Origin of the sequence: Parendozoicomonas haliclonae (genome assembly GCF_900174585.1) — a bacterium.
Lineage (GTDB): Bacteria > Pseudomonadota > Gammaproteobacteria > Pseudomonadales > Endozoicomonadaceae > Sansalvadorimonas > Sansalvadorimonas haliclonae.
The window spans coordinates 51,776-74,259 of record NZ_FWPT01000006.1; the positions used below are offsets into that span (position 1 = coordinate 51,776).

Sequence of the window (22,484 nt, forward strand, 5' to 3'; positions counted from 1 at the left end):
GGTTGACGAGTGTCAATAAAACGTAATGTTTTAAATTCTGATAAATTTAGTAGTTTTCCATGCTCTAATTGTTTGAATTTTCAAAGCTTTTTGTTTTGTAAAGTTTGTCACGAGTCAAAACTAAACAACATCAGACAGGTTATTTTGCGCGCAATATTGAGCATTGGAGTGTGAACAATGAAACGTCTGGAGACAGATGTTGTCATTATCGGCGGTGGTGCAACCGGAGCCGGTGTGTTCCGTGATTGCTGCTTGCGCGGCATGCGCGCGATTCTTGTAGAACGCCATGATATTGCGACAGGAACAACAGGCCGGAACCACGGTCTTCTGCATTCCGGTGCACGTTACGCAGTCACCGACGGACACTCCGCTGCGGAATGTATTCGTGAAAACCGGACGCTCAAACATATTGCCCGACACTGTATTGAAAGTACGGACGGCCTGTTTATCTCTTTACCGGAAGATGGTCTTGAGTATCAGGCTGAGTTTATTAAAGGCTGTGCGACAGCTGGCATCCCTACGGAAATTCTGACACCGCAACAGGCTCTGGCACTGGAACCTTCGGTGAATCCTTCCTTAATTGGGGCGGTTCGTATTCCTGATGGCACTATTGATCCGTTCCGAATCACCTCTTCCAATATTCTTGATGCCCGTGAACATGGCGGCACACTGCTGACCGATACCAAAGCCACGGGCCTGATTATTCAACAGGGCCGGGTAGAAGGTATTACCTGCTGCGACCTGCGCACCGGCGAACGTTTTGAAATCCGTTCCCGTCAGGTGATTAACGCCACGGGTGCCTGGTGCCATGAAATCATGGAGTATGCCGATCTTTCGGTAGATATGTACCACTCCCGCGGAGCCCTGCTGATTATGGGGCACCGACTGAATAACATGGTGATCAACCGCTGTCGTAAGCCAGGTGACTCCGACATTCTGGTACCGGGCGACACCGTTTCTGTTATCGGCACCACTTCGACTCATGTGGGGCGCGATGAGCTGGAAAAGCTGGAAGTGAATGACGACGAAGTTCGTATGCTTCTGGAAGAAGGCTGCAAGCTGGCACCGTCCATGGCTTCAACCCGAATTCTGCGCGCTTACTGTGGAGTTCGACCTCTGGTATCGCTGTCCGGTGGTGGCTCTGACCGGACTATCAGCCGTGGGCTGGTCGCCATTGACCATGCCGATAACGACAACCTTCCAGGTTTGATTACCATTACTGGCGGCAAGTTGATGACTTATCGCCTGATGGCGGAAGTCGCGACGGATATGGCGGCCAAACATCTGGACATCAGCACACCTTGCACCACGGCCAGCGAGCCTCTTCCCGGTGCTCGCACGGGTGATGGTGATCGTTACCAGCATCTGGGCAGCCTGCCGAAGACCGTTTCCGGTTCAGCCGTTTACCGCCATGGTGAACGTGCCCGTAAATTTATTCGTGAAGACAACGCACCGGAAAAGCAGACTGAACTGGATAAGCTGGAAAGCAGTCCAAAGTGGCGTAACGCCGTCGTCTGTGAGTGTGAAGTTGTGACTCGCGGCGAGATTCTTTACGCGGTTGATAAGCTCAATGCCCGTTCGCTCTCCGACCTGCGCCGCAGAACCCGTATTGGAATGGGACCATGTCAGGGTGAAATGTGTGCCTGCAGAACCGCATCGCTGCTGGCGGCAACCCGCAGTGAAGTTGTTCCTCCCCTGAAGACCCTGCATGAGTTTGTGGATGAACGCTGGAAAGGTGTTCGCCCGGTGCTGTGGGGTGATGGCCTGCGGGAAGCCGAGTTCAGTTACTGGGTTCAGGAAGGCCTGCTGGGCCTGGGAAGTCTGGAACAGGATGACGACGAGCAACAGGGAGAGGCGCCATGAGGCATGAATGTCTGGTTATCGGCGGAGGCCTTGCTGGTCTGACTGCAGGCATACGCTGTGCAGAAGCCGGCCTGAAGGTTGCCGTAGTCACTTCCGGTGAGAGTGGTTTGTCGTTTGCTTCCGGAGCGATTGATGTTCTGGGTTATCAACCATCCGACAGCAGCCAGCCGATACGCTTTCCCTTTGAAGGCATCAGTGAGCTGGTGGCTAATCATCCCGAGCACCCTTATGCCTTTGTGGGCCGTGACGGTGTGGCTGAGGCCATGGACTGGTTTCAGGGGCAGCTGGCTGAAGGCGGGCTGAAAACCTTCACCTCTTACAGTGAAGAAAGTAATCAGTGGCGGGTTACCGCCACCGGTGCTCTGCGTCCAACATGGCTGATGCAGTCCGGCCCGGATTGTCTGCCATGGATACCGGCCAAGATGAAACGTGTCGTGTTTGCCAATATCTCCGGCTTTCTCGACTTTATGCCAGAGCTGGCTGCTCAGGGTTTAAAACGACACCCGTCATTCAGAAATGTTCAGGTCGATAGCCTGACCATTGATCTGCCCCTGGTGAATGGTCTGGGGGCTACAGCGGATACCATGCGTGCTCCGCAGCTCTGTCGCGCATTGGGTTCCCGTGATTTCGATATTATTGCTTCAACGTTGATCGAGAAGGTGCAGGATGCATCGCTGGTTGTGCTGCCTGCTTGTCTGGACAGTACTCTGGAAACTGTCCATTTAAATGATCTGCGTCGTCGGACTGGTCTGAATATTGTTGATGCCGCAACTCTGCCTCCATCACTGCCGGGCATGCATATTCATCAGGCTTTGCGTCACCGGTTTGCGGCTCTGGGTGGCTTCCTGATTCCGGCCACTGAGATCCGCCATGCGTTGGTGAAGGATGGTCGTGTACTCAGTGTGAGTAACGGCGAAGACTTGCTGTCTGCCGATCATTTTATTCTGGCCAGTGGCAGTTTCTTCAGCAAAGGTCTTCATGTAAATCCTGATCTGAATGCCAGCGAGCCCTTCACCCAGCCTCTGCTGGTGCGCGAACCTATCTTCGATCTGGATCTGACTATGCCGACCACATCACCGGCGGAGTTTAGTGATCGAAAATTCCTGTCCCGCAAAGGTCATGGCTTTATCCGCACCGGTGTAAAGCTGAATGCGGATGGACAGCCGGAAGTGAAGGGCAAGGCTCTACACAATCTGCATGTGGCCGGAACCATTCTGGGTGGATGTGATCCTGTACAGGAGTGTTCAGCCGGTGGCGTGTCTATCAGTACTGCCTGGCGGGCTGCCGGAAAGGTGGTTGCCGAGGTTCAGGCCGCAGCTGTGAATAAGGGCGGAGAGCAACCATGAGTCTGTTTGCCATCTTAAAGAGTTCAGGAACACAGTCTGGCCGTCTGACAGACCGTTCCTTTGACCAGTGCCTGAAATGTACAGCCTGTTCTTCCCAGTGTCCGGTTGCGGCTGTTCGTCCCGATTATCCGGGACCGAAGCAGTGCGGTCCGGATGGTGAACGTCTGCGTCTGAAAAGCCCGGACTTTCTGGATGAGGCTTTGAAATACTGTACCGGCTGCAAGCGTTGTGAAGTGGCCTGTCCATCCAATGTGCGTATTAGCGATATTATCGCTGCTGCCCGAACTACCTATGGTGACCAGAAGTTCAAGGTGCGTGAGTTTATGCTCAGTCACACAGATCTTATGGGAACTCTGACCCGCGGCAGTGCTCCGCTGGTTAATAAAATGACCGGGCTTAAGCCGGTGAAACTATTGTTGGATAAAGGTCTGGGAGTTGATCAGCGTCGTCAGTTCCCGCCTTATGCCAAGACCAGTTTCCGCAAGCAGTTTGAAACTGTAGCTGGCAGTCAGCAGCAATATGCACGTCAGATTTCGTACTTCCATGGTTGTTCCGTGAATTACAACATGCCGGAACTGGGTATGGATCTGGTGCGGGTGCTGAATGCGATGAATATTGGTGTGCGCCTGCTCAAGAAAGAGAAGTGCTGTGGCGTGCCGCTGGTGGCCAACGGCTTCCCGGATAAAGCACGCAAGAATGGCACACTGAATATTGCCAGCTTTGAGCAGGCCATGACGGAAGGTAGTGAAGGGATTCTGTCCACCTCATCCAGCTGCGCATTGATGCTGAAAGATGAATACCCGCATGTGCTGGGGCTTGATAACAGCAAGGTGCAATCCAATATCAGCTTTATTACCCGTTTTCTGGCCCATGAGTTTGAGGCTGGTAATAAACCAAAGATGAAGCCGGTGAATCTGAAAGTGGCCTATCACAGCCCATGTCACCTGATTAAAGCGGGTGGCGTGCTGCACACTCTGAATGTGTTGTGGGAGATTCCCGGTCTGGAGCTGCAACAGCTGAACAGTAACTGCTGCGGTATTGCCGGTACCTATGGCTTCAAGAAGGAAAACTACGAAACCGCTCAGGCGATCGGCAGCCCGCTGTTCAAGCAGATTGAAGAGAGTGGTGCCGATTACGTGGTGACTGATTGTGAAACCTGCAAGATGCAGGTGGAAATGAGCACCTCGAAAAAGGTTCTGCATCCACTTGAGTTGTTGAGAATGGCGCTGGTTGATTAATTACAGTCTTGAATGAACAAGGCCGCGTTTGGAGATATCCGACCGCGGCCTTTTTAATAGTGACTCTTGGGTGACTAGAGAGTTGTGGACTGAGTTGCTGTCTGATCTTTTCTTTCCCGAAAAATATCGCGAATTTTCATAATCAAAATAGTGCTGGAAAGAGCAAGCGTAATAACGTTGGCCACCATAATGGGCGCATCTTTGATAATAATGCCGTAGACCAGCCAGAAGAATACGCCGGTCACAAAGATCGAATACATACCAAGTGAAATCGAGCGGGTATCTTTGGTTTTTAGAATATGCAGCACTTGTGGAACAAAAGAGCAGGTTGTGCAAAAGGCGGCCATATAACCCAGGTAAACAACATCAGGCACGTTAACCATCTCCATGGTGTCAGGGAGCGAAGGACCCCGGCAGCTTCCGGGTTAGAACTATTTATGCCAGATAATTATTAAGGTTTTATAGATAGATACCACTGATAGGCATGCTCTTGATGGATAAAGACAAAAGCATGCCTTGAGTCCTGTTCGCATTCGTACCACTTATGGAGTGGTGAGGCTGATCTTGAAAATGTGAGTTGGATTAACCATTTGGTTCGCAGTAAAACCATTTGTAGGGCTTTCTTATATCTGTTTATGAATACGGAAAGTGATACAGGTGGTGAATATGCATGCAGGCAGAGGTCGGCGAACCCCATCTTCTTCATCCTCGACCCGACCGGGGGCAAGTGAATATGGCAGCTCCTCCCGTGGAGGCGATCGGCGTACCGCAGGCCGGGGGCGTGGTGGACATCAGGTGAGCAAGTCTCCTGGACAAACATACTCACAACCCAGCTCACAGGGGCCGGTTCAAAGTCAAAGCTGCTCTCTTAACCAGAGAGATGCCCGTTCCAGAGATAGCTTTCTGAGGGAGCTGGCGGGCGCTGGTGCGGCGTACGCCGGTTTTAAAGGAATACCCGCCTGTTCACAACATATCTGTAAAGAGATCGCGATAGCTCTGAAAAACAACAAACCCTGGGCAGCCTGGCAGGGTTTGTTCCGGCTCAATCTGAGTTTGGGAGATGCCGACAAAGTCAGCCTGATCGACAGATTGACCCATGAGGTCATTACTAAACTTCTGGATTTCAACTTCCTTTCCAGCCGGGCCCATCACGATGAAGTCTCTTTGGGGGAGCTGTTCCTGTTACAGCTATTGCCATCCTGTCTGCTGACTCATCATTTTAAAAATGAGATCGAACAGAAATACCATCACTTTGGTGGCATTCTGTTTATGGATCGGATTGAAGAGTTGAGACAAAAATCCCTTCGGATTCCAGAAGGGCAACAAACACCGGAAGGGCAGGAAGTCTGTGATGGTTATGTTGAACTGCTGGCATTGTGGCGCCCAGTACTGAGTCAGGCCCGCCTTAATGCCATTGCACCCGCCTTTGCCCGCCTGCTCAAACCGGCCAAGATAAAACTTGTTCAGCAAGGGATTAAAGAAGATTACTGGGAGTCCCTGCAGGGCGTGATGAAATTGCTGCCGCTGATGGATGCTTATGACAAGTGTGATGAACGCGGTGCTGCAGCTTTTCGCGGCAGCTGTCTCACGGCACTGAACAAAGCCTTAAACAAGCTGCCGGATCAAATTGTGGATAATCCGGACGCAACAGCCTCTCAAGCTCTCTTTCTTCTGCGCAGTGTGCTGATATCAAAAGCCTATCGCTGGCAAACCGATGATGCCTGCTGGAATCAGGAAGCCTTTCTTTTGAAAATCTGGCCTGCAGTGAAAGGATTCCCCAAAGAAGGAATCCATATTGCGGTACCCGATGTGCCGGAAGGTGGGCTGGAATCCGGTTGGAATGAACTGGTCAAAAATATGAAGACCAGAGGTTCAATGACGTTCGGCTGTGAGAGAGAGGTGAAATCAACCGTAGTACAGTGCCGCAATGCCGGTGATGTCTTGAGCTGTTTTATCATCACTTCACAGTTACTCAAGAAATATCCGCAATGCTTTGATCCGAAAATCTGCCGGGTTCAGTTTGAAATATTTGATGCAGCTCTGGAAGCAGTGAGCAGCACTTTGCTTCTGGATTGTGAGTTGACCACTGCAAATCAGATCACTACCCGTAATGCTTTGCTGTGGCTCAACCGTATTCTTGGCGACTGGTGTGGTGATGCTCTGATGTTGTCACAAAAGAGCCGGTGGGCGTTGGAGCGCCTTAATATGAGGGTCTATCAAAAGCAGATTGCACCCCTGCTGGAGAAGGCGAGTGCGCAGCCTACAAAGGAGCTGCAGATGAAGGAGTGTTTAAGGCTAGAGAGCCTTTATAACTCTATTATTCCCCATGTGAAGCACCGTGCTCTGGAGCAACATGTCACCGGATTGCTGCCGAAATGTAACCGGGAACAGCTGGCGCAATCCCTGCCGGAAGCCTCGGATAGAGCCGTTCGCAGGCTCTTGGGAGATGCTGTTGCCGATGAGTTTAAGGCTCTCCGAGCTTCTAAGCCGACACCTGTTTCCGAGCCTGTAACTGTTTCCAAGCCTTCAAACAAAGACGCGGAGTGCCCTGATAATCAGGCCTTTGCCGGTGAGATTCGTCAGCTGGCAAAGCAAAATCGGTATTCTGAAGCTGTTAATCAGCTGTTGAAGGCTGAGAACTTTGATTTCAGCTCTCAGGATGGGCTGGAGCTTTACCGTCAGCTTTGCCATGAAGTGATTGAAGTCGTGGAAGTGGCTGCTAGAGATAGTGCCAGTGATAAGATGAGTTCGGAGACTGAGATGCTTATCAGGCAGTGCCAGATTCTGGCTGATGGGGAGAATGCTGATCTGCCGGATCTGCAGGAAACCCTTTCCCGCTTGTTGCCAACGGAAGTAGCGCGCAAGAAAAATTCGAGCAATTTTGTGGGGAAAGACTATGTTGTTCAGCGGCCGACGCCACGGAGAGGTTTTGGTAGGAATGGACGTGGCAGGCATTAAATAATGAACAATGAATACGAAAGCGCTTTTATGAGAATAAGTATGAGAACAGGATTATTTAATTTATTCACTGTGGGCGCTTTGGTGATTTCCTCAAGCCTGGTTCATGCTGCGCTTCCTCCTGGGGCTTATGAGCATCTGCAGGAAAATGCTGAAGAATCTCTAACGGTTTTCGTATGCAAGGTTAATTCTGAGTTTCAATTCAATCGCTCTTTTGTGAATGCAGAAGTTATTATTGATAGTGTTGAGCGATCGGCTTCAGAGTTACAACGCAGGCAAAGAATTCCGATTCAATATGACATCTATCACGGCAGGTTAATCGGCCCCAGAAAAGCATTCTTGCTGGAAACGGGCCATACCTATCAGGTTTATCTAAATAACAGTGATGATGGTTATACGCTGGCAGCTTATGGTGAATCTTTCGTTAAGCTTGATAAGAAAAATACCGATTTAAGCTGCCAACAGATTGATTAGGATGAAGTGTTTTGAGCAGAGATTGATGTGCACAGACCACAATCACTAAAGCCAGCATCGATAGCCTGATCGCCCAGCAAACGCTCCTTCATCTTGCCAAGATTTTCTTTGATCGACATGCCTTCCATGCGATCAAGTCGAGTCGGTGTATGCAGCTGCCAGCTCTGGTTTTCACCCTGAGTTGCAAACTCAAACCGAAAAGCCAGACTGCCAACGACACCAATACGCAGATCCGACACTACAAGCCGACCGTTGTCTTGCTGATAGCTGACAAAGTCATGGGTAAAGGTTCGCAGGTCGTTCAAGAGCGTTGGCGTTTGCTCGAGAGGCCATTCACCCCGCAGCTGACGAATAAAACGAACTTCGTCGTCTTCGTCGAACAAAGATGCCAGCCCTTCCCAATAACTGTTGCCATCAAGAACCACCACTCGCCAGAGCACGGTATTTAATGGAGTCGGAGTAATAAAGACTTTCTCCTGCGGCAAGCCAAGGGCTTGAAGCGTGTTTTCAACACGGTTCTTGATAATGCCTTGTGAAATCAGACTCCAGCCCAGATAGCCGGTGGACAGAACCAGAGCAATGGCACTGTATCGCGCGGCTTTTCTATACCGGCTGGCGATGCCAAATCCGAGGGCAATCAGCAGTGGCAGCGTGTAGAGAGGATCAATAATAAATATGCTCGAAAGGGCGTAATAACCCTGAAACGGCCAGAGCAGCTGGGTGCCGTAGTTGGTGAAATAGTCCAGTAGCGGATGCGTGACCAATACCAAGAGTATCAGCATGAACACGCGGGTAAACGACCAATCCTGTACAGGTCGGAAGCGATGAATAAGCCATGCCAACAGCAGGGAAAAGGGAGGCAGTACCAGCAGAGAGTGGCTGAAACCACGGTGCTTTACGGTATTGCTGATATCGTTGCCGTAGTTAATTAGCACATCCAGATCGGGCAGTGTACCGAGCAGTGCTCCTGCGATCAGAACCTTGCCATTACAACGTTTTCCGGCAACCACTGCCGCAACAGAAGCGCCCAGAGCCGCCTGGGTTATAGAGTCCACGCCTACCCACCTTAATCATTATCAGGGAGTGATGATGCCTTTCTTTTTAGCAAAGGTCATCAAGGCCTGGAGCACGGAATCATTGAACTGTTGGGTGATATGCGACTGCTGTAGCGTGTAATGCTGTCGTGTTGTGGAGGTGTCGTTTAAGCAGTCCTCTATATAATCAGCCATAGCATCGGAAGAAGGGTCCAGTACCTGCATAAGAGCTGTTTTTTCCAATGCTCCAAGGCGGCCATGCTTTCCCTTTTCCAGCAAGCCTGCGACGGTGACCTGCTTCAGACCGCTGGCATCAACACTGTCTTCTGAAGCATAGAGGTATTGCATGATGGCCAGAAATTGCTGGTTGTTCTGCAGGTAATCAATTGCCTCCGCAAACTTGTCCTGCCCAACCAGCTCTTTTACTTCCGTCAATTTCTCTGCATCTACAATTGCTGGAATCAGCCTTAATTTGTAAGAGAACGCTTCTGCTTTCAGAGCTTCCAGTGGGTAGCCCATCTCCTTGGGGATGGGTGTATTGCCAAAAGGCAGGACTGATAGATAAGGGTGGCCGGTTTCTAAAAGGTGAGAGGTCGTGTTTGCACCTTCCACCAGTGCCGGCAGGTCGGATGATTGGATCAGATGTTCAAACACCGGCTTTGGAAGCTCTGGCAGTGCGCAAATGACGGTGTCTTTGCTTTGCGCAAGTTCAGCCAGCTTGCTGTCCATATCATCTTTCCCCGGATAGATAACCGGTATCTTGTTTGTTTCCAGCCAGGCTTTCGTTGTTTCAGACAGGCGAGATGGGTGGACATAGAGAATGGAAGGCTTGTCCTGTCGTTTAACGGCCTTGATCCAGCTTCCCATAATGGCACCGGCATCCTCACTGACATAAGGATGGTGCAGGCCATAAATCATCCCGCTATGCACATCACCATTGCGACTTGCTCGACAGATTTGTGCCAGACCCTGCGCATGGCTGGTATCAATAGGGCCTGGTTTGCTGGCCTGAATGGTTGATGTGATCCAGTCAGTCTCGTCAGTCAGAGTCTCTGTACGTGCAAGGGATTTGGGCGAACGATCCTGAGGGAAGCTGTTGGGTGGAAGCTTCAGTGGAGCTTTATCTGTCAGCCCTTGAGCCATACCGGTAAACATGGCCTGAAACTCCGAGGAGAAGCGGTAGGCTTTGAGTTCCAGATAATTATCCGGTGCATTATCGGTTCCCTGGTAACTGCTCCAGGCGGGATCATTAAAGCCCATCTCCAGTGCAGGTTCCATCTCAGGCCGATCATCATAATCGACAATATGAACCGTGCTTTTTCCGATGGTAATGTCCTGAGGAAGACCTTGTTTCGGATCGAAGCCGCAGTTCTCTGGGAGCAATAGCGCCAACTTGTGCCGGCCGACCTCTTTCATATCCAGTAGCTTTTGTTTCTGGTCTTCAGAAAGCTCAGAGGGGTTCAGATCAGAAAGTACCCTGCCTTCGAGTGACTCAAACTTGTCCGGAGCCGAAAGACGAAGCTGTATTTTCGGCGCACCCAGCTCAACAAGTCGATTAACCAGCATGACGCTGGCATTTTCATCGCCCAGTGAATAAAAGTTATCTTTGGTTTCCTGAGGGAAACAGGTGACTCGGGCATGGACACCAATAACACCAAGTCCTCTAGCCAGTTGTCGTGCTGTCTCTTCCAGTCTGGCATTGCCGGCAGGAACAGACGATTCCAGATTCAAAGCCTCAAGTGATGAATGTTCGCCTGAGGATGTTTCTGAAGCCTGCTGTTTCGGGAGGGCCAGATCGAGTGCTTCCAGAGTACCTGATTGGCTGGTGTGATCCGCTTCAGGTTCTGCCGCGAGCTTGAGGGGCGGTGTTACGGAAGTGGGCAGAAACGAGCGCATAAACTCTTTCACTGTCTGGCTGACACCTGCATCCAGAGAGGTCTTGCGGACAAAACCTGGCAGGTTCTGCTGCAGCCCTTCAATCTGCATCATTGTCTCCAGCAGCTGACATTTTTGATCGTCGGTCAGCTTGGTCGACGTCATCAGCCGGGCAAAAGGCGAATCAATACCCTGTGCTTCCATAAATTGTTGATGTGATATTCGCTCCAGCAGAAGCTGACAATTTTCAAAGCAGTCTCTTTCGCAGGCATGGTGCAGAGGTGTTCTTCCCCGGTGATCCTTTACACACAATGCGTCATCCGACAGGCTACCAAGGATGTCCTTTGATACCTGACCGGGCTGCTGAGCCAGATAATGCAGAGCTGTTATGCCAGTCACACGGTCTTTTTCCAGCAAAGGCTGGGTACCTTTGATTTTCACCGCCTCAGCCAGTGCTCCAGCATATTCGGGAGAGGTACAAAGCTTGATGATCACATTGCCCTGAAATCCGTGGGAAAGCTTGCTGCCTTTCAGCTCAAGAAATTCCGGATATTTAGTAACCAGCCAGGGATCTGTTTTGCACTGTGCTACAAGGCTATTAATCCCCTTACGCTTTAGAGCCTCTTCAAACTGGGCCGAGAGGTTTATTTCTTCCTCGCTGGATAGGTGAGGAGCAAAGCGGGGCGCGACAGTACGCTCTGCAAGAGGCTTTTCCCCATTTTCTGAAGAAGCCGTGCTCTTCGTTGCATGAGTGGACCCCTGCGGGCTTGATTCTTCAACCTTACGACCATCCCGCTGACCGGTTTTCTTGATATTGGCTTCAGAGTCGGAGGTCTCAGGCGTGCTGACGATACCGGAGGTGCTTGTGGAAGGTCTGGAGGGATGAGGCATGTGGTTTATCTGATTGTTAGTCCGTGTCCTTTAACGGTAGCTGACGGGTACTGATTGCAAAGAGTGCTTCCGTTGCCGTTTTGAAAGCCTGAGTCTAAGGACTAAACCCGTTATTTTAATTGCTACGAACGTACTTCAAATAACCGCCTAACCATAACTTACGTTGACTAGACTGCTCTGCCTTGTAACTGGGTTGCATCATGGCACAGGCGCAAAGCAGAGCAATGAAGAAAAGTATTTATCGTCGTCATAACAATAAAACGATCAGCGTAACGATAAGCAAAATTTTCATCCCTTTTTTTCTTATCGTTTTATCGCTCACGGCATCTGCCGGGAAAGATGGTGTGAAGTTTGACAAGAGTTTGGGCGTCTCTCGCTATGAGATGAGTCATATCCCAGCAAACTCTTTGCCTGGCTCCGCAACACCTGTGACACCTCTGAAAGAGTGCTCTTTTTGTAGTGATATCCCGCGCATGTCGCCTTATATCTGTTCCTCTTGTTCTGTATATGCCTGTCAAACGTGCGTTTCTGATTATCAGAAACAGGTCTTGAGTCATCCCGGTGGGGGGATCATGAACTGTCCTGATTGTCATAAAAAGATAGTCAGCGTTGCTTCCTCCTCATCAGAATCCACAGGTTTGGAACCTGATGGAGAGTTAAGTTCCAGAGCCAATATCTCAGAGGCGGATGATGGTCAGGGCAGTCGTTATCATTTGGTGGATGGATGGGGTGAGAGTCTTGGTTCACTGGATGTCCTGTGTGGTAACGAGGGATGTAGCTGGACCATGAAATATGGTGATGGAGAGGGGAAGGCTGAGTCGGACAAGCATGCCCGTAACTGCTCTTATGGTGAGGATGATTGCACCGCCGGTTGTGGTGAAAAAGTGAAACGAAACAATCCGGACGAGCATCAGAAAACCTGTGCCCATGCATTGGTTCCCTGCCCGGACTGTAACGGTAATATTGCACGAAAGTTAGTTGATGAACATCAAGGTAGCGATGATTGTCGACTGGAAAAGGCCGCTCTTTACATAGGGCGCCTGCAGTTGGATTCACCCGATGCACGGACAGTATTTGAACTCCATCAAGAGTTAGTCCGCAGCATGAGCCAGAAGATGAATAATCTGGAAGAGGTTAATAAGCAACTTCAGGCAAAAGTTGATCAGCAGAACTACCATTTACAGCTGCAAGCCAACGTCAATAAACATGAAGGAGATCAGATAATAGTTTTAAATCTGGATGGCCCACCGGACACGCCACTACCGGAAACGGGTCAAACCTATTTTTCAGAGCCATTCCGGATTGGTGGAAACTTGCGTGGTGATGCCCTGTTGATGATTGCTGTTTCTTATCCTGATGCACAGAGTAGCGATACAGAAACGTCAGGTAACGCTTATATTTATCTGTTGGGCAGTCAGAACGTATTGGATAGATTGGTTAAGCAGCATGAAACCATAGACGTTGATCTGCTGCTTCTTTATGACGGGGAAAAGTCTCGATCACCCATGCGTTTAACCTACCACCTGAGCAGCGTAAGTTATCAGGCTATCCAGCGTGCTCCCAAGATTGAGGGGGCGAGGTTTATCCCTCTTGGCTATGGCTCAGACCCGGCACTCAAGGAATGGTTGGTTCGACCTCAGCATATCAAAACACGGCGTGCTGCCATGCTGGTAAGAAACCGTAAAGAGACAGTGTCTCTTATGCCGCCCAGTGAACTCTCCTCTGCCTATCAACAAAGCCCTGTCGCGATTAGCGATAATGAACTTCATATCGCTATCAACTTTCATCACTTCCTCAGTGGCGGGAGGATTGATTACCGTTTTCTACTCAATGGCAAACCTTATACCGTAAACGTTCAGCTTGAACAGATAGCTACTGGTGTAAACGAAAATCACTCAGGCCAAGGCCGTGCGGTACAAGACAGCCATGTGATACTGGAGTTTATTGAAGATAGTTGGCCGATGGAGCCAAGGATTGGGCAAGGGGGGATTAGCGCTCATATCAGCCAGATTCATTATCAGGGCAATTCACCAGGCATCTTTTCCAATCAGGCCATCAAAGTAGGTTCGGAATCTTTCAGGGTTCCTATAGGGGGGAATCATCTGGCATTCAAACAGTTTGTGATCCGCTTTGCTCAGGAAGGTTCGTCTGATCGTTTTTTATTGTCGGAATTACCGCTGTCGCAGCATTCGCATTCGGCCGCCCATGGCAACAGCAATTTCCAACTGAAATCCTTGTTGCTTGCGTCGCAGGAGCGCGCGAGAGCTAAAGAGCAGCAATTTCAGAAGATCCTGAGCAACATTTCAGCCCAGCAGGATATTCGCTATGGAACAGTCAGTATTGATAATCAGAACAGTGCAATCACATGGGTCATCCCTGAAATGGAAGCCTGTCTGGCTTTGCAGCTGAACGAAGTGAAAACGTTGGAAGCCCGGGTTGGGGATTTCAACTACTGGTTGCGTTTTTATCTGTACGGAAATGGTATGTATAACTTTGCTATCTACGCGAATCAGGCAAGCTTTTTCTTCGGTGATCAACCAGGCAGTTTTAATAAGATGCGCTTTCACATGGCTGGGAATACCACTGAGGTTTATGATCTTGATGTGGGCAAATCGGGGCTGATTTTTGGCTCGGATATCTGGTATGCCATTACGCACCGGGGTTATGGTTGGCCAGGTTTGGTAGGGCTTTCGGATAGTAGTGCTGAGGTTAAGCCGGATGCGCAGGGGCAGCTGAAAGTGACACTCGAGTTTGTCAACGATCGCCCGGCGAGAAATGCATCTCGGCGGACAGTATCCTCAAATTCCCGCACCCGTGTTGTTCGGAATGGCGAGGAAGCTAACCGGCCGGAGCCAAGGTAGTAATTCGAGAAAAGGGCTGGCAGGTAACAGAGAGCTGGGAGAGTTAAAAAGACCCCGGTAATACGACATGTCGTGTTACCGGGGTCTTCTAAATCACAGTGTTTGCGATGGTATTAAAGCCCTTTCTGGGGACTGTGGATGGCCAATAGCATACTGTGACTTCGGTAAACAGGCATCATACAGAAAATAGTCAAAGGCAATCATAATTTAACAATGGTTCAATTATGAAAGCATCTGACTGTTCCTGCGATAGAAGAAATATAAGGAAGCAACTCTTGGGAACAGGTGTTGTCGATAAAATCAATTCAAATTTCAATATTGCCTGCAGGCTTGTATTAATTTTTAAAAGCAGTTTGATGCTTTTGTAAAAGAAGGCTGCCTAATATTGGGCTAGATCAATTTTTGGGAGCGAATCAATACTTATAATGCCGCACCTGTGTAAGTAGTAGTCATGATTTCCCTTTCAGTTATCACTCGCCTTGGTAAGTTTTTGAATGAGAACGAAATTTTTTGCGGCCACTCTGTCTTTCGCATTTCTGAGTGGCTGTACCACTATGGTTCAGCAAGTGACCTACGGCAGCTATGAAAAAAGTATCCTCTCTGGTCAAGTAGACCTTGCCACTGATGCCGCTATTGCCAAGGCTGATGTCAATGCAGAGACTGGAAAGGCTGAAGATCTACTGTGGTCTCTGGAAGCTGGAGCCCTGCTGCGTTTTAGCAAAAAATATGATGAGAGCACTGGCTTCTTTGATGACGCTGAAGCCTTGATGAAGCAGGAAGATACTGAACATTTGGGTAGTGAGGCTCTTGATGGAGCCAGTAGCCTATTGGTGAACGATTCCGTTGCCGATTACGAGCAGGCTCATTACGACGGTATTATGGCTAATACTTACAAAGCCCTGAACTTTATGTTTAATGGCGATAATTCTAATGCGCGGGTGGAATGGAACCGTGTCGATGATCGCCAGCGCCGTGCAGCCGAAGACTTCGCTGAAAAGATCGCAAAACTAAAAGAAGAGATCAGAGCCGAAAATGAAAAAGAGGATAACGATCAGTACCGCGAGGTTACCAATCAGAGCATAAGCCATGTTGAAGAACTGGTTGCCTCTCAGGGGATAGATTTTAGCGAATGGAAGGCGTACGGAAATTATGTGAACCCGTTTAGCACTTACATGCATGGCTTGTTCTTTATGCTGAATGCCCAAGGCAGTGGTGACTTCAGCAAAGCCTATGACAGCATGCGTCGCGTGGCTTCCATGACAGGAAACAGCACCGCCAAGTCTGATATGGTGCTGGCAGACAATCTATACCGTGGCCGCACGTCTCTCAAAAAAATGAAACCTACCGTCTGGGTTGTGTTTGAAAACGGCCTAGGCCCGAAGAAAGATGAGCTGCGCATTGACCTGCCAGTGTTCCTGGCTAGCGATAATGTTTCCTACAGCGGCATGGCCCTGCCGAAACTGGTTGAGCGTGAGCAGGCCTTCCCAACTTTGAGTATCAATGATACCGAAACACGCATTCTGTCCGAGATGGATCGTGTTGTGCAGGCTGAGTTCAAGGCGGAATTTCCTTATATCCTTACCCGTGAAGTTACCCGAACCGTACTCAAGACTATTGCTCAGAAGCAGCTGAATGATAAAGATCCCATGATGGGGCTGGCCGGTGCTATTGCACAGATGGCCACCACTGGTGCCGACCTGCGTATCTGGTACAGCCTCCCAAAGGATTTCCAGTTGGCCAAACTGAACAAACCCAAAAATGGTGCGCTCACCATCACGGCTCCGGGTATGGAAAGCCCGCTTAACGTTCAGCTTGATCCCAAAGCAAGGTTCAGCATTGTGTACGTGCGCGCGGTCAGCCCAACGGTTACCCCATCGATTGACGTAGTGAACATTTAACAGGAAGTATAAATATGAAAATGAAAGTACTGGCTGGCGTCATGATCAGTGCGACATTGCTGTCCGGTTGCGCCACTAAAACCTATTACGTCGATCAGATGACTGGTCAGGCTACCAAACAGGAAACTGTTGCAGGTTTGAATTACCGCGACTTTAGCGATGCGGCCAGCCAAATGGTGCAGAGCATGCTGAACAACCCACGTCTGCGTCATAAGGATGCTGATAAAGGTGCGGTAAATATCTTGGTGGTTTCCAACATAATCAACGATACCACGCAACGTATTGACACCGACCAGCTGACCAAAAAGATCCGTATTGATCTTCTGAATTCTGGCCAGTTTATTACAACTACAGCTGTAGGTCTGAACGGCGCTGAAGATGAGATGAGCCAGCGGGTGCGTGAGCTAAAGAGTTCCAAACTGGTCAACCAGGCAACGGTTAAAGGCAATAATACAGTTATTGCTCCGGATTACAGTCTGAGTGGAAAAATTATTCAGCGTAACTTTACCTTGAGCGATGATAAGCAGGAGATTAACTACTACCTGCAGATGACCATGACCCATCTGGAAACTGGGCTGGCGTTCTGGGAAGGTGAAGTACCCATCGTTAAGCAGGGCGATGGACGTTCTGTAAGCTGGTAATCCCAACATCATTTTATAAACACACCGGAGCAGGGGCATCTGCTCCGGTATTCTTATTGCCTGGGGAAAATATGGAATTTCGTAAAAAGGCCACTGTTGTCGCAGTAACTTGCGCCCTTTCTACCCTGTTTATTCTTCCTGTTGTGAAGGCTGAATCTCAACCGGCACCTGTTGTAAGTGCAGCTTCTGATGTGACAGATATGGCCCAGCCCGCCCAAACCACTCAAGAGGTTGTCGCTGCAGCGGAAGCGGGTGTCGATGATGCGATGGCAGATGTCGATCAGAAAGCCCAGCATTTGGTTAACAAACAAAAGGCTGTTTTGTTAAAAGCTGGGCGTAAGGATGTCCGGATCATGTATGGCACGGCTCTCATCAATGCCAAACCAGCGGACAGTGGCTGGGGTGATGCCCGTGTTATTGCTTACCAGCGTGCGGTGATGGCTGCCCGGGAGAAGTTGTTGAAGCAGCTCTACACCGAGGTTTCCAGTGAAATGTTACGTGAAAACTTTAGAACAAATCAGTTGCCACAGTTTTCCGAGGAAGAACTGCAGAATCAGGTGAGGATGGATGCTCTTCTGGATGTAGTGGTTGCTGTGGCGGATACCGCTCTTGATGGTCGTATTGAAAAAATGGGCATTGACAGCAGTGCCTATAAAAACGCCAACCCATCCAAACGTAAGGTCATGATGAAAAAGGCCTTCAGCAAAAGTACCAGTCGCATGTCAGAAGGTGAGTTGAGTGGGACTGTTGTTACCAAAACCTATGAAACGACTGACAGCAATGGCAATACTGCCGTTGCTGTAGTGCTCAGTACTTCTAATAAAATGAAGAACACTCTTGAAAACCTACAGCTTAGCAAAGGGAATATTAACCCTGATCCAGCCAAGGCCCGTATGCCTATTGCGGACTATCTGGAGAAAAATCGCGGTAATTTGATGTACCAGTACGGACTGAACCTGATTTATGACGAGCAAGGGTATCCAGTTCTTATCTCTTTCGCTCAGGCTGGCAACGATTGTAATCCAGTTGACTATGACGAGTGTGTAGACAATCGCGAGTTTGCGTTTATCGAAGCGGAGAACGATGCGTATTCACACTTTGCGGAAGCTTACAATCTGGTGGGCAAGCTTCAAACCTCTACGACCAAAGGTGAAGAAAAAATCAAGGATGCCACTATCACTAAAACCGAAGAGGGTATGGATACAACGGAAGGCACCGTTTCCCGCATTATTAAGGAAACTCGTCAATTGTCCGAGCAGCGCTCCAGTGTGAAGGATCTGGTGGGTATTCAGGAAGAGATGCGTTGGACTGAAAAGCACCCGGTTACAGGAAGGGAGATTAATGGTCTCGTGCTGACCTGGCATCCGGTCAATGAACAATCCATTCGTGCGTTCAAATCCAATAAACCAGAGCCGCAGCCTCAGACTCAATCTCCCCGTCAGCCTTCTTCTGCAGCTTCGGTGAATCAGGGAGCCGGTATGGATACTTTCGACGCCAGTGACTTCTAAGCGGGAGTATAAAGGTGAAGTACTTTAAAGGCATTCTTCTTGCCGCTGCGTTACTGCCGGCTATTGCCGGCGCAGCTATAGTGCAGGTTCAGGTGAAAGGGACTGGGCTGAGTGAAGATACTGCGGTTGAGTCTGCTCTTGTTCAGGCTTTGCGGCAGGTTCATGGTATGGATATCAAGAGTGTCCAGCAGAGCAGTCAGTTCCAGCAAAAAGCTGATGGTAAAGCGACCACTGAAGTGAATGTAAACCGTCAGTCTCGTATCGAAGCGGGCGGACAGATCGCCGGTTACGATATTATTGATAGTCAGTGTGGTGCGGATGGTTGCACCGCATCCTTGAATGTTCGGGTTCATAAATATGAAGTACCGGGGCTGGCAGGTGATAAGCGTCGCCGGATTGCTGTGCTTCCGTTTACAGGGGGTAAGGAGTTCCGCAAGCTGGTGGCCAGTCAGGTTCAGGAGCAGTTGGTACAGAGCCGCCGGTTTGCTGTGCTGGATCGTGAGCAGGAAGAGGCCTACAACGCTGAGAAATCTCTTTGGCAAAGTGGGGATGTGCCTTTGGCCGAAAAGGCCAGGCTGGGTAAGGTGCTGGGTCTTGACTACATCGTGACGGGTAGCATTGAGAAAGCAGGTGTTCATCGTTGGGCGGATAATGTCGCTTTGACTGGTGAGAGGGAAGATCATGTTCGCACCTATGCGACAGTTCGCTACCAAATCATTGCTATTGCAAGTCGTCAGGTAAAATGGTCAGACACGGTGACTGTTTCACTGACGGGGGTGGATAATCTGGAGCAGGGCGCTGTAGTAACTGGCGGAAAAATAGCTCAAGAGCTGCTGGATAATATTTACCCGATGCGCGTTGTTAGTTCCAGCAATGGTGAAATTATCCTGAATCAGGGCGGTAAAACCGTGAAGGTTGGGAGCCATTACCATATCTATGCGCTGGGCGAGATGATCGTTGATCCCTATACTAAGGAGCCACTGGGACAGTCGGAAACAAAAATCGCTACGGTCAAAGTGGTTCGGGTTCATCCAAAGATGTCCTACGCAACATTAGTAATGGGTGATTTAAATTCTATTCAGAACGGTTTTATCGCCCGCTCTGGTAGGGCACCACACTCTGCGTCAGGTAAAGAAAAACCAGTGAAGAGTAATGTGGTTGTTCCTGAATCCGGGGGCGTGATTCTCTAAATCCCTTCAAATAAAAAAGACCCCGGTAACGTGTGTGTATAGTTACCGGGGTCTTTCAGGTCACAGCTCTAGCAATATTATTGTTATCTGCGCCAGACTGTTTTTATTCGTTTACTTGCTGGCGGTAAACTCCGGATAAGCTTCCATTCCGCACTCAGCCAGATCCACACCTTCATACTCTTCTTCTTCGCTGACCCGGATGCCGGTGATCGCTTTCAGAATGCCCCAGACAATCAGGCTGGTTACGAATACCCATACAAAGATGGTTGCAGCGCCAATCAGCTGACCGGAGAAGGTGGAGCCATCGTTAGTCAGAGGTACGATCAGCAGGCCGAACAGACCAACGACACCGTGAACAGAGATGGCACCGACCGGATCATCAATCTTCAGCTTATCCAGAGCCAGGATAGAGAAGACTACGATCAGGCCACCAACCGCACCGAACAGGGTTGCCTGAATTGGTGTTGGGGTGCTTGGCTCTGCAGTGATGGCAACCAGACCAGCCAGTGCACCGTTGAGGCACATGGTCAGATCAGCCTTGCCGAACATCAGGCGGGCAGTAACCAGAGCAGCAACCAGACCACCGGCAGCAGCAGCGTTAGTGTTCAGGAACACCATGGCAACGCTGTTGGCGTTGGCGATATCGCCCAGCTTCAGAACAGAACCACCGTTGAAGCCGAACCAGCCCATCCACAGGATGAAGGTACCGAGAGTGGCCAGCGGCAGATTGGCACCAGGGATCGCATTGATCTCACCGCTCTTGCCGTACTTGCCTTTACGGGCACCCAGCAGCAGAACACCGGCCAGTGCTGCAGCAGCACCTGCCATATGAACGATGCCGGAACCTGCGAAGTCGGAAAAGCCCAGGTCGCTCAGGGTGTACATGCCGAATACTGCTTCGCCGCCCCAGGTCCATGCGCCTTCCATTGGGTAGATAAAGCCGGTCATGACTACGGCGAAGATCAGGAAGCTCCACAGCTTCATACGCTCGGCAACAGCACCGGATACGATGGACATCGCGGTGGCTACAAAGACCACCTGGAAGAAGAAGTCGGAAGCACCGGAGTAGATGGAGCCACCTTCAAAGCCATCTTCACGCGCTGCGAAAGAGGCCAGGGTTTCCTCAACATAACCATCACCCGTCAGTACGCCGCTCAGCAGTACGCCGCCGCCATACATAATGTCGTAACCGACAATCAGGTACATGGTGCAGGAGATCGCAAACAGTGCGACGTTCTTGGTCAGGATTTCAGTGGTGTTCTTGGAACGGACAAGACCGGCTTCCAACATGGCGAAGCCGGCCGCCATCCACATAACCAGTGCACCACACACCAGGAAATAAAAGGTGTCCATTGCATATTGCAAATGGAAGATTTGATTTTCCACGTCAGTACCCCCTCAGGATATTGTTATCTGCGCTGTTCCTGTTACCGGTTCAGAGCCTGCGTCTGCTGCCCACATCAGCAGTCGCAATCGATTTATTCTTGGTTTTAGATCGCAGCGGTGCCGGTCTCTCCGGTACGGATACGGATGGCCTGTTGCAGCTCGGTGACGAAGATCTTGCCGTCGCCGATCTTGCCGGTATTGGCCGCTTTGGTGATGGACTCGATAACCTGATCGAGCAGTTCGTCGCCGATAGCGACTTCAATTTTTACTTTGGGCAGGAAGTCCACGACGTACTCGGCACCACGATAGAGCTCGGTGTGACCTTTCTGACGACCGAAACCTTTTACTTCGGTGACGGTAATGCCCTGAACACCGATTTCGGACAGCGCTTCCCGAACATCATCGAGCTTGAAGGGCTTGATAATCGCTGAAACTAACTTCATTGCATGTCTCCTGATTTGTATGCCGGCTCCCGTGTGGAGCAGAAGCCAGGCTTTATTTGCAGCTAAGGCTTTGGTTAGCTTTGGAATCAGACTGTTGTTACCCAGTGATGATTCCGGTTGTCCTGAGGGAACAGGACAAGTTTACGCCTTTGGCCCAGGTCTTATAAGTGTTGTGCTGTGCCTTACATCGTTTGGCACCACTTATGGCTGCGGGTTACCCGGTGTACTTCTTGGTGAGCCTTTTCCGGGAAGCCCTCTGCAGCACTCCTCTTTCTGTGTTCAGCTTGTGACAGTCTTCTTCAGCTATTCGTTATGTGTGCGTTCAGAAACGGTCTGGCCGATATCAGTGATTGGTGTTTTGCAGTCATCGTGCCACCCGTGAAAACCATCGATTTTTCAATGAGTTAGGTCGAATTTGTAAGAAGAAGGTGGGGGATGTGTGCTAAAGAGGTGCGAGCTGATGCACCGTGCTCAAGTCTGGTTGTGGATGAATGCACGGTTTTGGTGCGTTGTCTTTTCAGGGAATGCACCACCCTGCTTTACCCACACGAGTGACATAGGTATTCTGCCGGTAATAATAATCCGGATGCCGGAGAGTAAGATGGTTGATAAAGCGGATTTCATTAATTCAGTTGCCGGGAAATTGCAGGGGCTGGTAAGCCAGGGACCCGGACAGCCGTTTCGTGAAGATTTTGAGAAAAATGTAAAAGCGGTTCTTGCTGGTGCATTCGGCCGGATGGAACTGCTGACCCGTGATGAATTCGATGCTCAGGCTGCGGTTCTGCAGCGCACCAGAGAGATGGTTGAAGCTCTGGAGAAGCGGGTGGCCGAGCTGGAGAAGAATCTCGACAAGCCAGCAGAGTAACGAGCAGGTCAAG

16 protein-coding genes are annotated in these 22,484 nt (G+C 50.0%); 11 read left to right on the top strand and 5 right to left on the bottom strand.

What is annotated here, in order from left to right:
• The first annotated feature begins 177 nt into the window (after positions 1-177).
• Genes glpA through glpC form a run of 3 tightly spaced genes read left to right on the top strand, consistent with a single transcriptional unit; the run spans position 178 to position 4,447 of the window.
• Positions 178-1,863: an anaerobic glycerol-3-phosphate dehydrogenase subunit A gene (gene glpA, locus EHSB41UT_RS13535; protein ID WP_087110714.1), complete on the top strand. Its 1,686-nt coding sequence runs from the start codon at positions 178-180 to the stop codon at positions 1,861-1,863.
• Positions 1,860-3,209, top strand: a complete 1,350-nt coding sequence (glpB, locus tag EHSB41UT_RS13540; protein ID WP_087110716.1) for a glycerol-3-phosphate dehydrogenase subunit GlpB — start codon at positions 1,860-1,862, stop codon at positions 3,207-3,209. The genes glpA and glpB overlap by 4 nt, the downstream gene beginning before the upstream one ends.
• Positions 3,206-4,447, top strand: a complete 1,242-nt coding sequence (glpC, locus tag EHSB41UT_RS13545; protein ID WP_087110718.1) for an anaerobic glycerol-3-phosphate dehydrogenase subunit GlpC — start codon at positions 3,206-3,208, stop codon at positions 4,445-4,447. The genes glpB and glpC overlap by 4 nt, the downstream gene beginning before the upstream one ends.
• Positions 4,448-4,521: 74 nt before the next feature.
• Here glpC and EHSB41UT_RS13550 read toward each other — a convergent pair whose 3' ends face one another.
• Positions 4,522-4,821, bottom strand: coding sequence for a SemiSWEET transporter (locus EHSB41UT_RS13550; RefSeq protein ID WP_242667311.1), 300 nt, complete (start codon positions 4,819-4,821; stop codon positions 4,522-4,524).
• Positions 4,822-5,113: 292 nt separating this feature from the next.
• Between EHSB41UT_RS13550 and EHSB41UT_RS13555 the strand changes: the two genes are divergently transcribed.
• The gene (locus EHSB41UT_RS13555; protein ID WP_133060511.1) at positions 5,114-7,405 is read left to right on the top strand and encodes a hypothetical protein; all 2,292 of its coding nucleotides are present in this window, start codon (positions 5,114-5,116) and stop codon (positions 7,403-7,405) included.
• Between the two features lie 3 nt (positions 7,406-7,408).
• The gene (locus EHSB41UT_RS13560) at positions 7,409-7,879 is read left to right on the top strand and encodes a hypothetical protein (RefSeq protein ID WP_133060512.1); all 471 of its coding nucleotides are present in this window, start codon (positions 7,409-7,411) and stop codon (positions 7,877-7,879) included.
• Here EHSB41UT_RS13560 and EHSB41UT_RS13565 read toward each other — a convergent pair.
• Both EHSB41UT_RS13565 and EHSB41UT_RS13570 read right to left on the bottom strand, forming a co-directional pair.
• Entirely contained in the window at positions 7,876-8,934 is a 1,059-nt protein-coding gene (locus tag EHSB41UT_RS13565; protein WP_087110724.1) for a metal-dependent hydrolase, read from the bottom strand. The two genes, EHSB41UT_RS13560 and EHSB41UT_RS13565, sit on opposite strands and share 4 nt — an antisense overlap.
• A gap of 21 nt (positions 8,935-8,955) precedes the next feature.
• A complete protein-coding gene (locus EHSB41UT_RS13570; RefSeq protein ID WP_087110726.1) occupies positions 8,956-11,679 on the bottom strand; it encodes an ankyrin repeat domain-containing protein in 2,724 nt (907 codons plus the stop codon).
• A 200-nt stretch (positions 11,680-11,879) separates the two neighbouring features.
• Here EHSB41UT_RS13570 and EHSB41UT_RS13575 point away from each other — a divergent pair, with 200 nt between their 5' ends.
• The 5 genes from EHSB41UT_RS13575 (at position 11,880) to EHSB41UT_RS13595 (ending at position 19,777) form a co-directional block, all read left to right on the top strand.
• On the top strand, positions 11,880-14,540 hold the full coding sequence (locus EHSB41UT_RS13575) for an RING finger protein (protein WP_133060513.1): 2,661 nt from the start codon (positions 11,880-11,882) through the stop codon (positions 14,538-14,540).
• A 494-nt stretch (positions 14,541-15,034) separates the two neighbouring features.
• Complete coding sequence (locus EHSB41UT_RS13580; protein ID WP_087110731.1) at positions 15,035-16,438, top strand: COG3014 family protein; 1,404 nt, start codon at positions 15,035-15,037, stop codon at positions 16,436-16,438.
• Between the two features lie 14 nt (positions 16,439-16,452).
• Positions 16,453-17,079 (top strand): penicillin-binding protein activator LpoB, encoded by a 627-nt coding sequence (lpoB, locus tag EHSB41UT_RS13585; protein ID WP_087110733.1) that lies wholly within the window; start codon positions 16,453-16,455, stop codon positions 17,077-17,079.
• A gap of 71 nt (positions 17,080-17,150) precedes the next feature.
• Complete coding sequence (locus EHSB41UT_RS13590) at positions 17,151-18,587, top strand: DUF6844 domain-containing protein (protein WP_087110735.1); 1,437 nt, start codon at positions 17,151-17,153, stop codon at positions 18,585-18,587.
• A gap of 14 nt (positions 18,588-18,601) precedes the next feature.
• Positions 18,602-19,777 carry a CsgG/HfaB family protein gene (locus tag EHSB41UT_RS13595; RefSeq protein ID WP_087110737.1) on the top strand — a complete coding sequence of 392 codons (1,176 nt, stop codon included), beginning with the start codon at positions 18,602-18,604 and terminating at the stop codon, positions 19,775-19,777.
• 111 nt (positions 19,778-19,888) lie between these two features.
• Here EHSB41UT_RS13595 and EHSB41UT_RS13600 read toward each other — a convergent pair whose 3' ends face one another.
• Together EHSB41UT_RS13600 and glnK are read right to left on the bottom strand one after the other, a co-directional pair.
• Positions 19,889-21,163, bottom strand: coding sequence for an ammonium transporter (locus tag EHSB41UT_RS13600; protein ID WP_087110739.1), 1,275 nt, complete (start codon positions 21,161-21,163; stop codon positions 19,889-19,891).
• Positions 21,164-21,267: 104 nt separating this feature from the next.
• Complete coding sequence (glnK, locus tag EHSB41UT_RS13605; RefSeq protein WP_087110741.1) at positions 21,268-21,606, bottom strand: P-II family nitrogen regulator; 339 nt, start codon at positions 21,604-21,606, stop codon at positions 21,268-21,270.
• Between the two features lie 601 nt (positions 21,607-22,207).
• Between glnK and EHSB41UT_RS13610 the strand changes: the two genes are divergently transcribed.
• On the top strand, positions 22,208-22,471 hold the full coding sequence (locus EHSB41UT_RS13610) for an accessory factor UbiK family protein (protein ID WP_087110743.1): 264 nt from the start codon (positions 22,208-22,210) through the stop codon (positions 22,469-22,471).
• The last annotated feature ends 13 nt before the right edge of the window (positions 22,472-22,484 follow it).

Bases quoted from the DNA above. Each gene is read 5' to 3' on its own strand.
- glpA (WP_087110714.1), top strand. From the start codon at position 178: ATGAAACGTCTGGAGACAGATGTTGTCATTATCGGCGGTGGTGCAACC.
- glpB (WP_087110716.1), top strand. From the start codon at position 1,860: ATGAGGCATGAATGTCTGGTTATCGGCGGAGGCCTTGCTGGTCTGACT.
- glpC (WP_087110718.1), top strand. From the start codon at position 3,206: ATGAGTCTGTTTGCCATCTTAAAGAGTTCAGGAACACAGTCTGGCCGT.
- EHSB41UT_RS13555 (WP_133060511.1), top strand. From the start codon at position 5,114: ATGCATGCAGGCAGAGGTCGGCGAACCCCATCTTCTTCATCCTCGACC.
- EHSB41UT_RS13560 (WP_133060512.1), top strand. From the start codon at position 7,409: ATGAACAATGAATACGAAAGCGCTTTTATGAGAATAAGTATGAGAACA.
- EHSB41UT_RS13570 (WP_087110726.1), bottom strand. From the start codon at position 11,679: ATGCCTCATCCCTCCAGACCTTCCACAAGCACCTCCGGTATCGTCAGC.
- EHSB41UT_RS13575 (WP_133060513.1), top strand. From the start codon at position 11,880: ATGGCACAGGCGCAAAGCAGAGCAATGAAGAAAAGTATTTATCGTCGT.
- EHSB41UT_RS13580 (WP_087110731.1), top strand. From the start codon at position 15,035: ATGAGAACGAAATTTTTTGCGGCCACTCTGTCTTTCGCATTTCTGAGT.
- lpoB (WP_087110733.1), top strand. From the start codon at position 16,453: ATGAAAATGAAAGTACTGGCTGGCGTCATGATCAGTGCGACATTGCTG.
- EHSB41UT_RS13590 (WP_087110735.1), top strand. From the start codon at position 17,151: ATGGAATTTCGTAAAAAGGCCACTGTTGTCGCAGTAACTTGCGCCCTT.
- glnK (WP_087110741.1), bottom strand. From the start codon at position 21,606: ATGAAGTTAGTTTCAGCGATTATCAAGCCCTTCAAGCTCGATGATGTT.
- EHSB41UT_RS13610 (WP_087110743.1), top strand. From the start codon at position 22,208: ATGGTTGATAAAGCGGATTTCATTAATTCAGTTGCCGGGAAATTGCAG.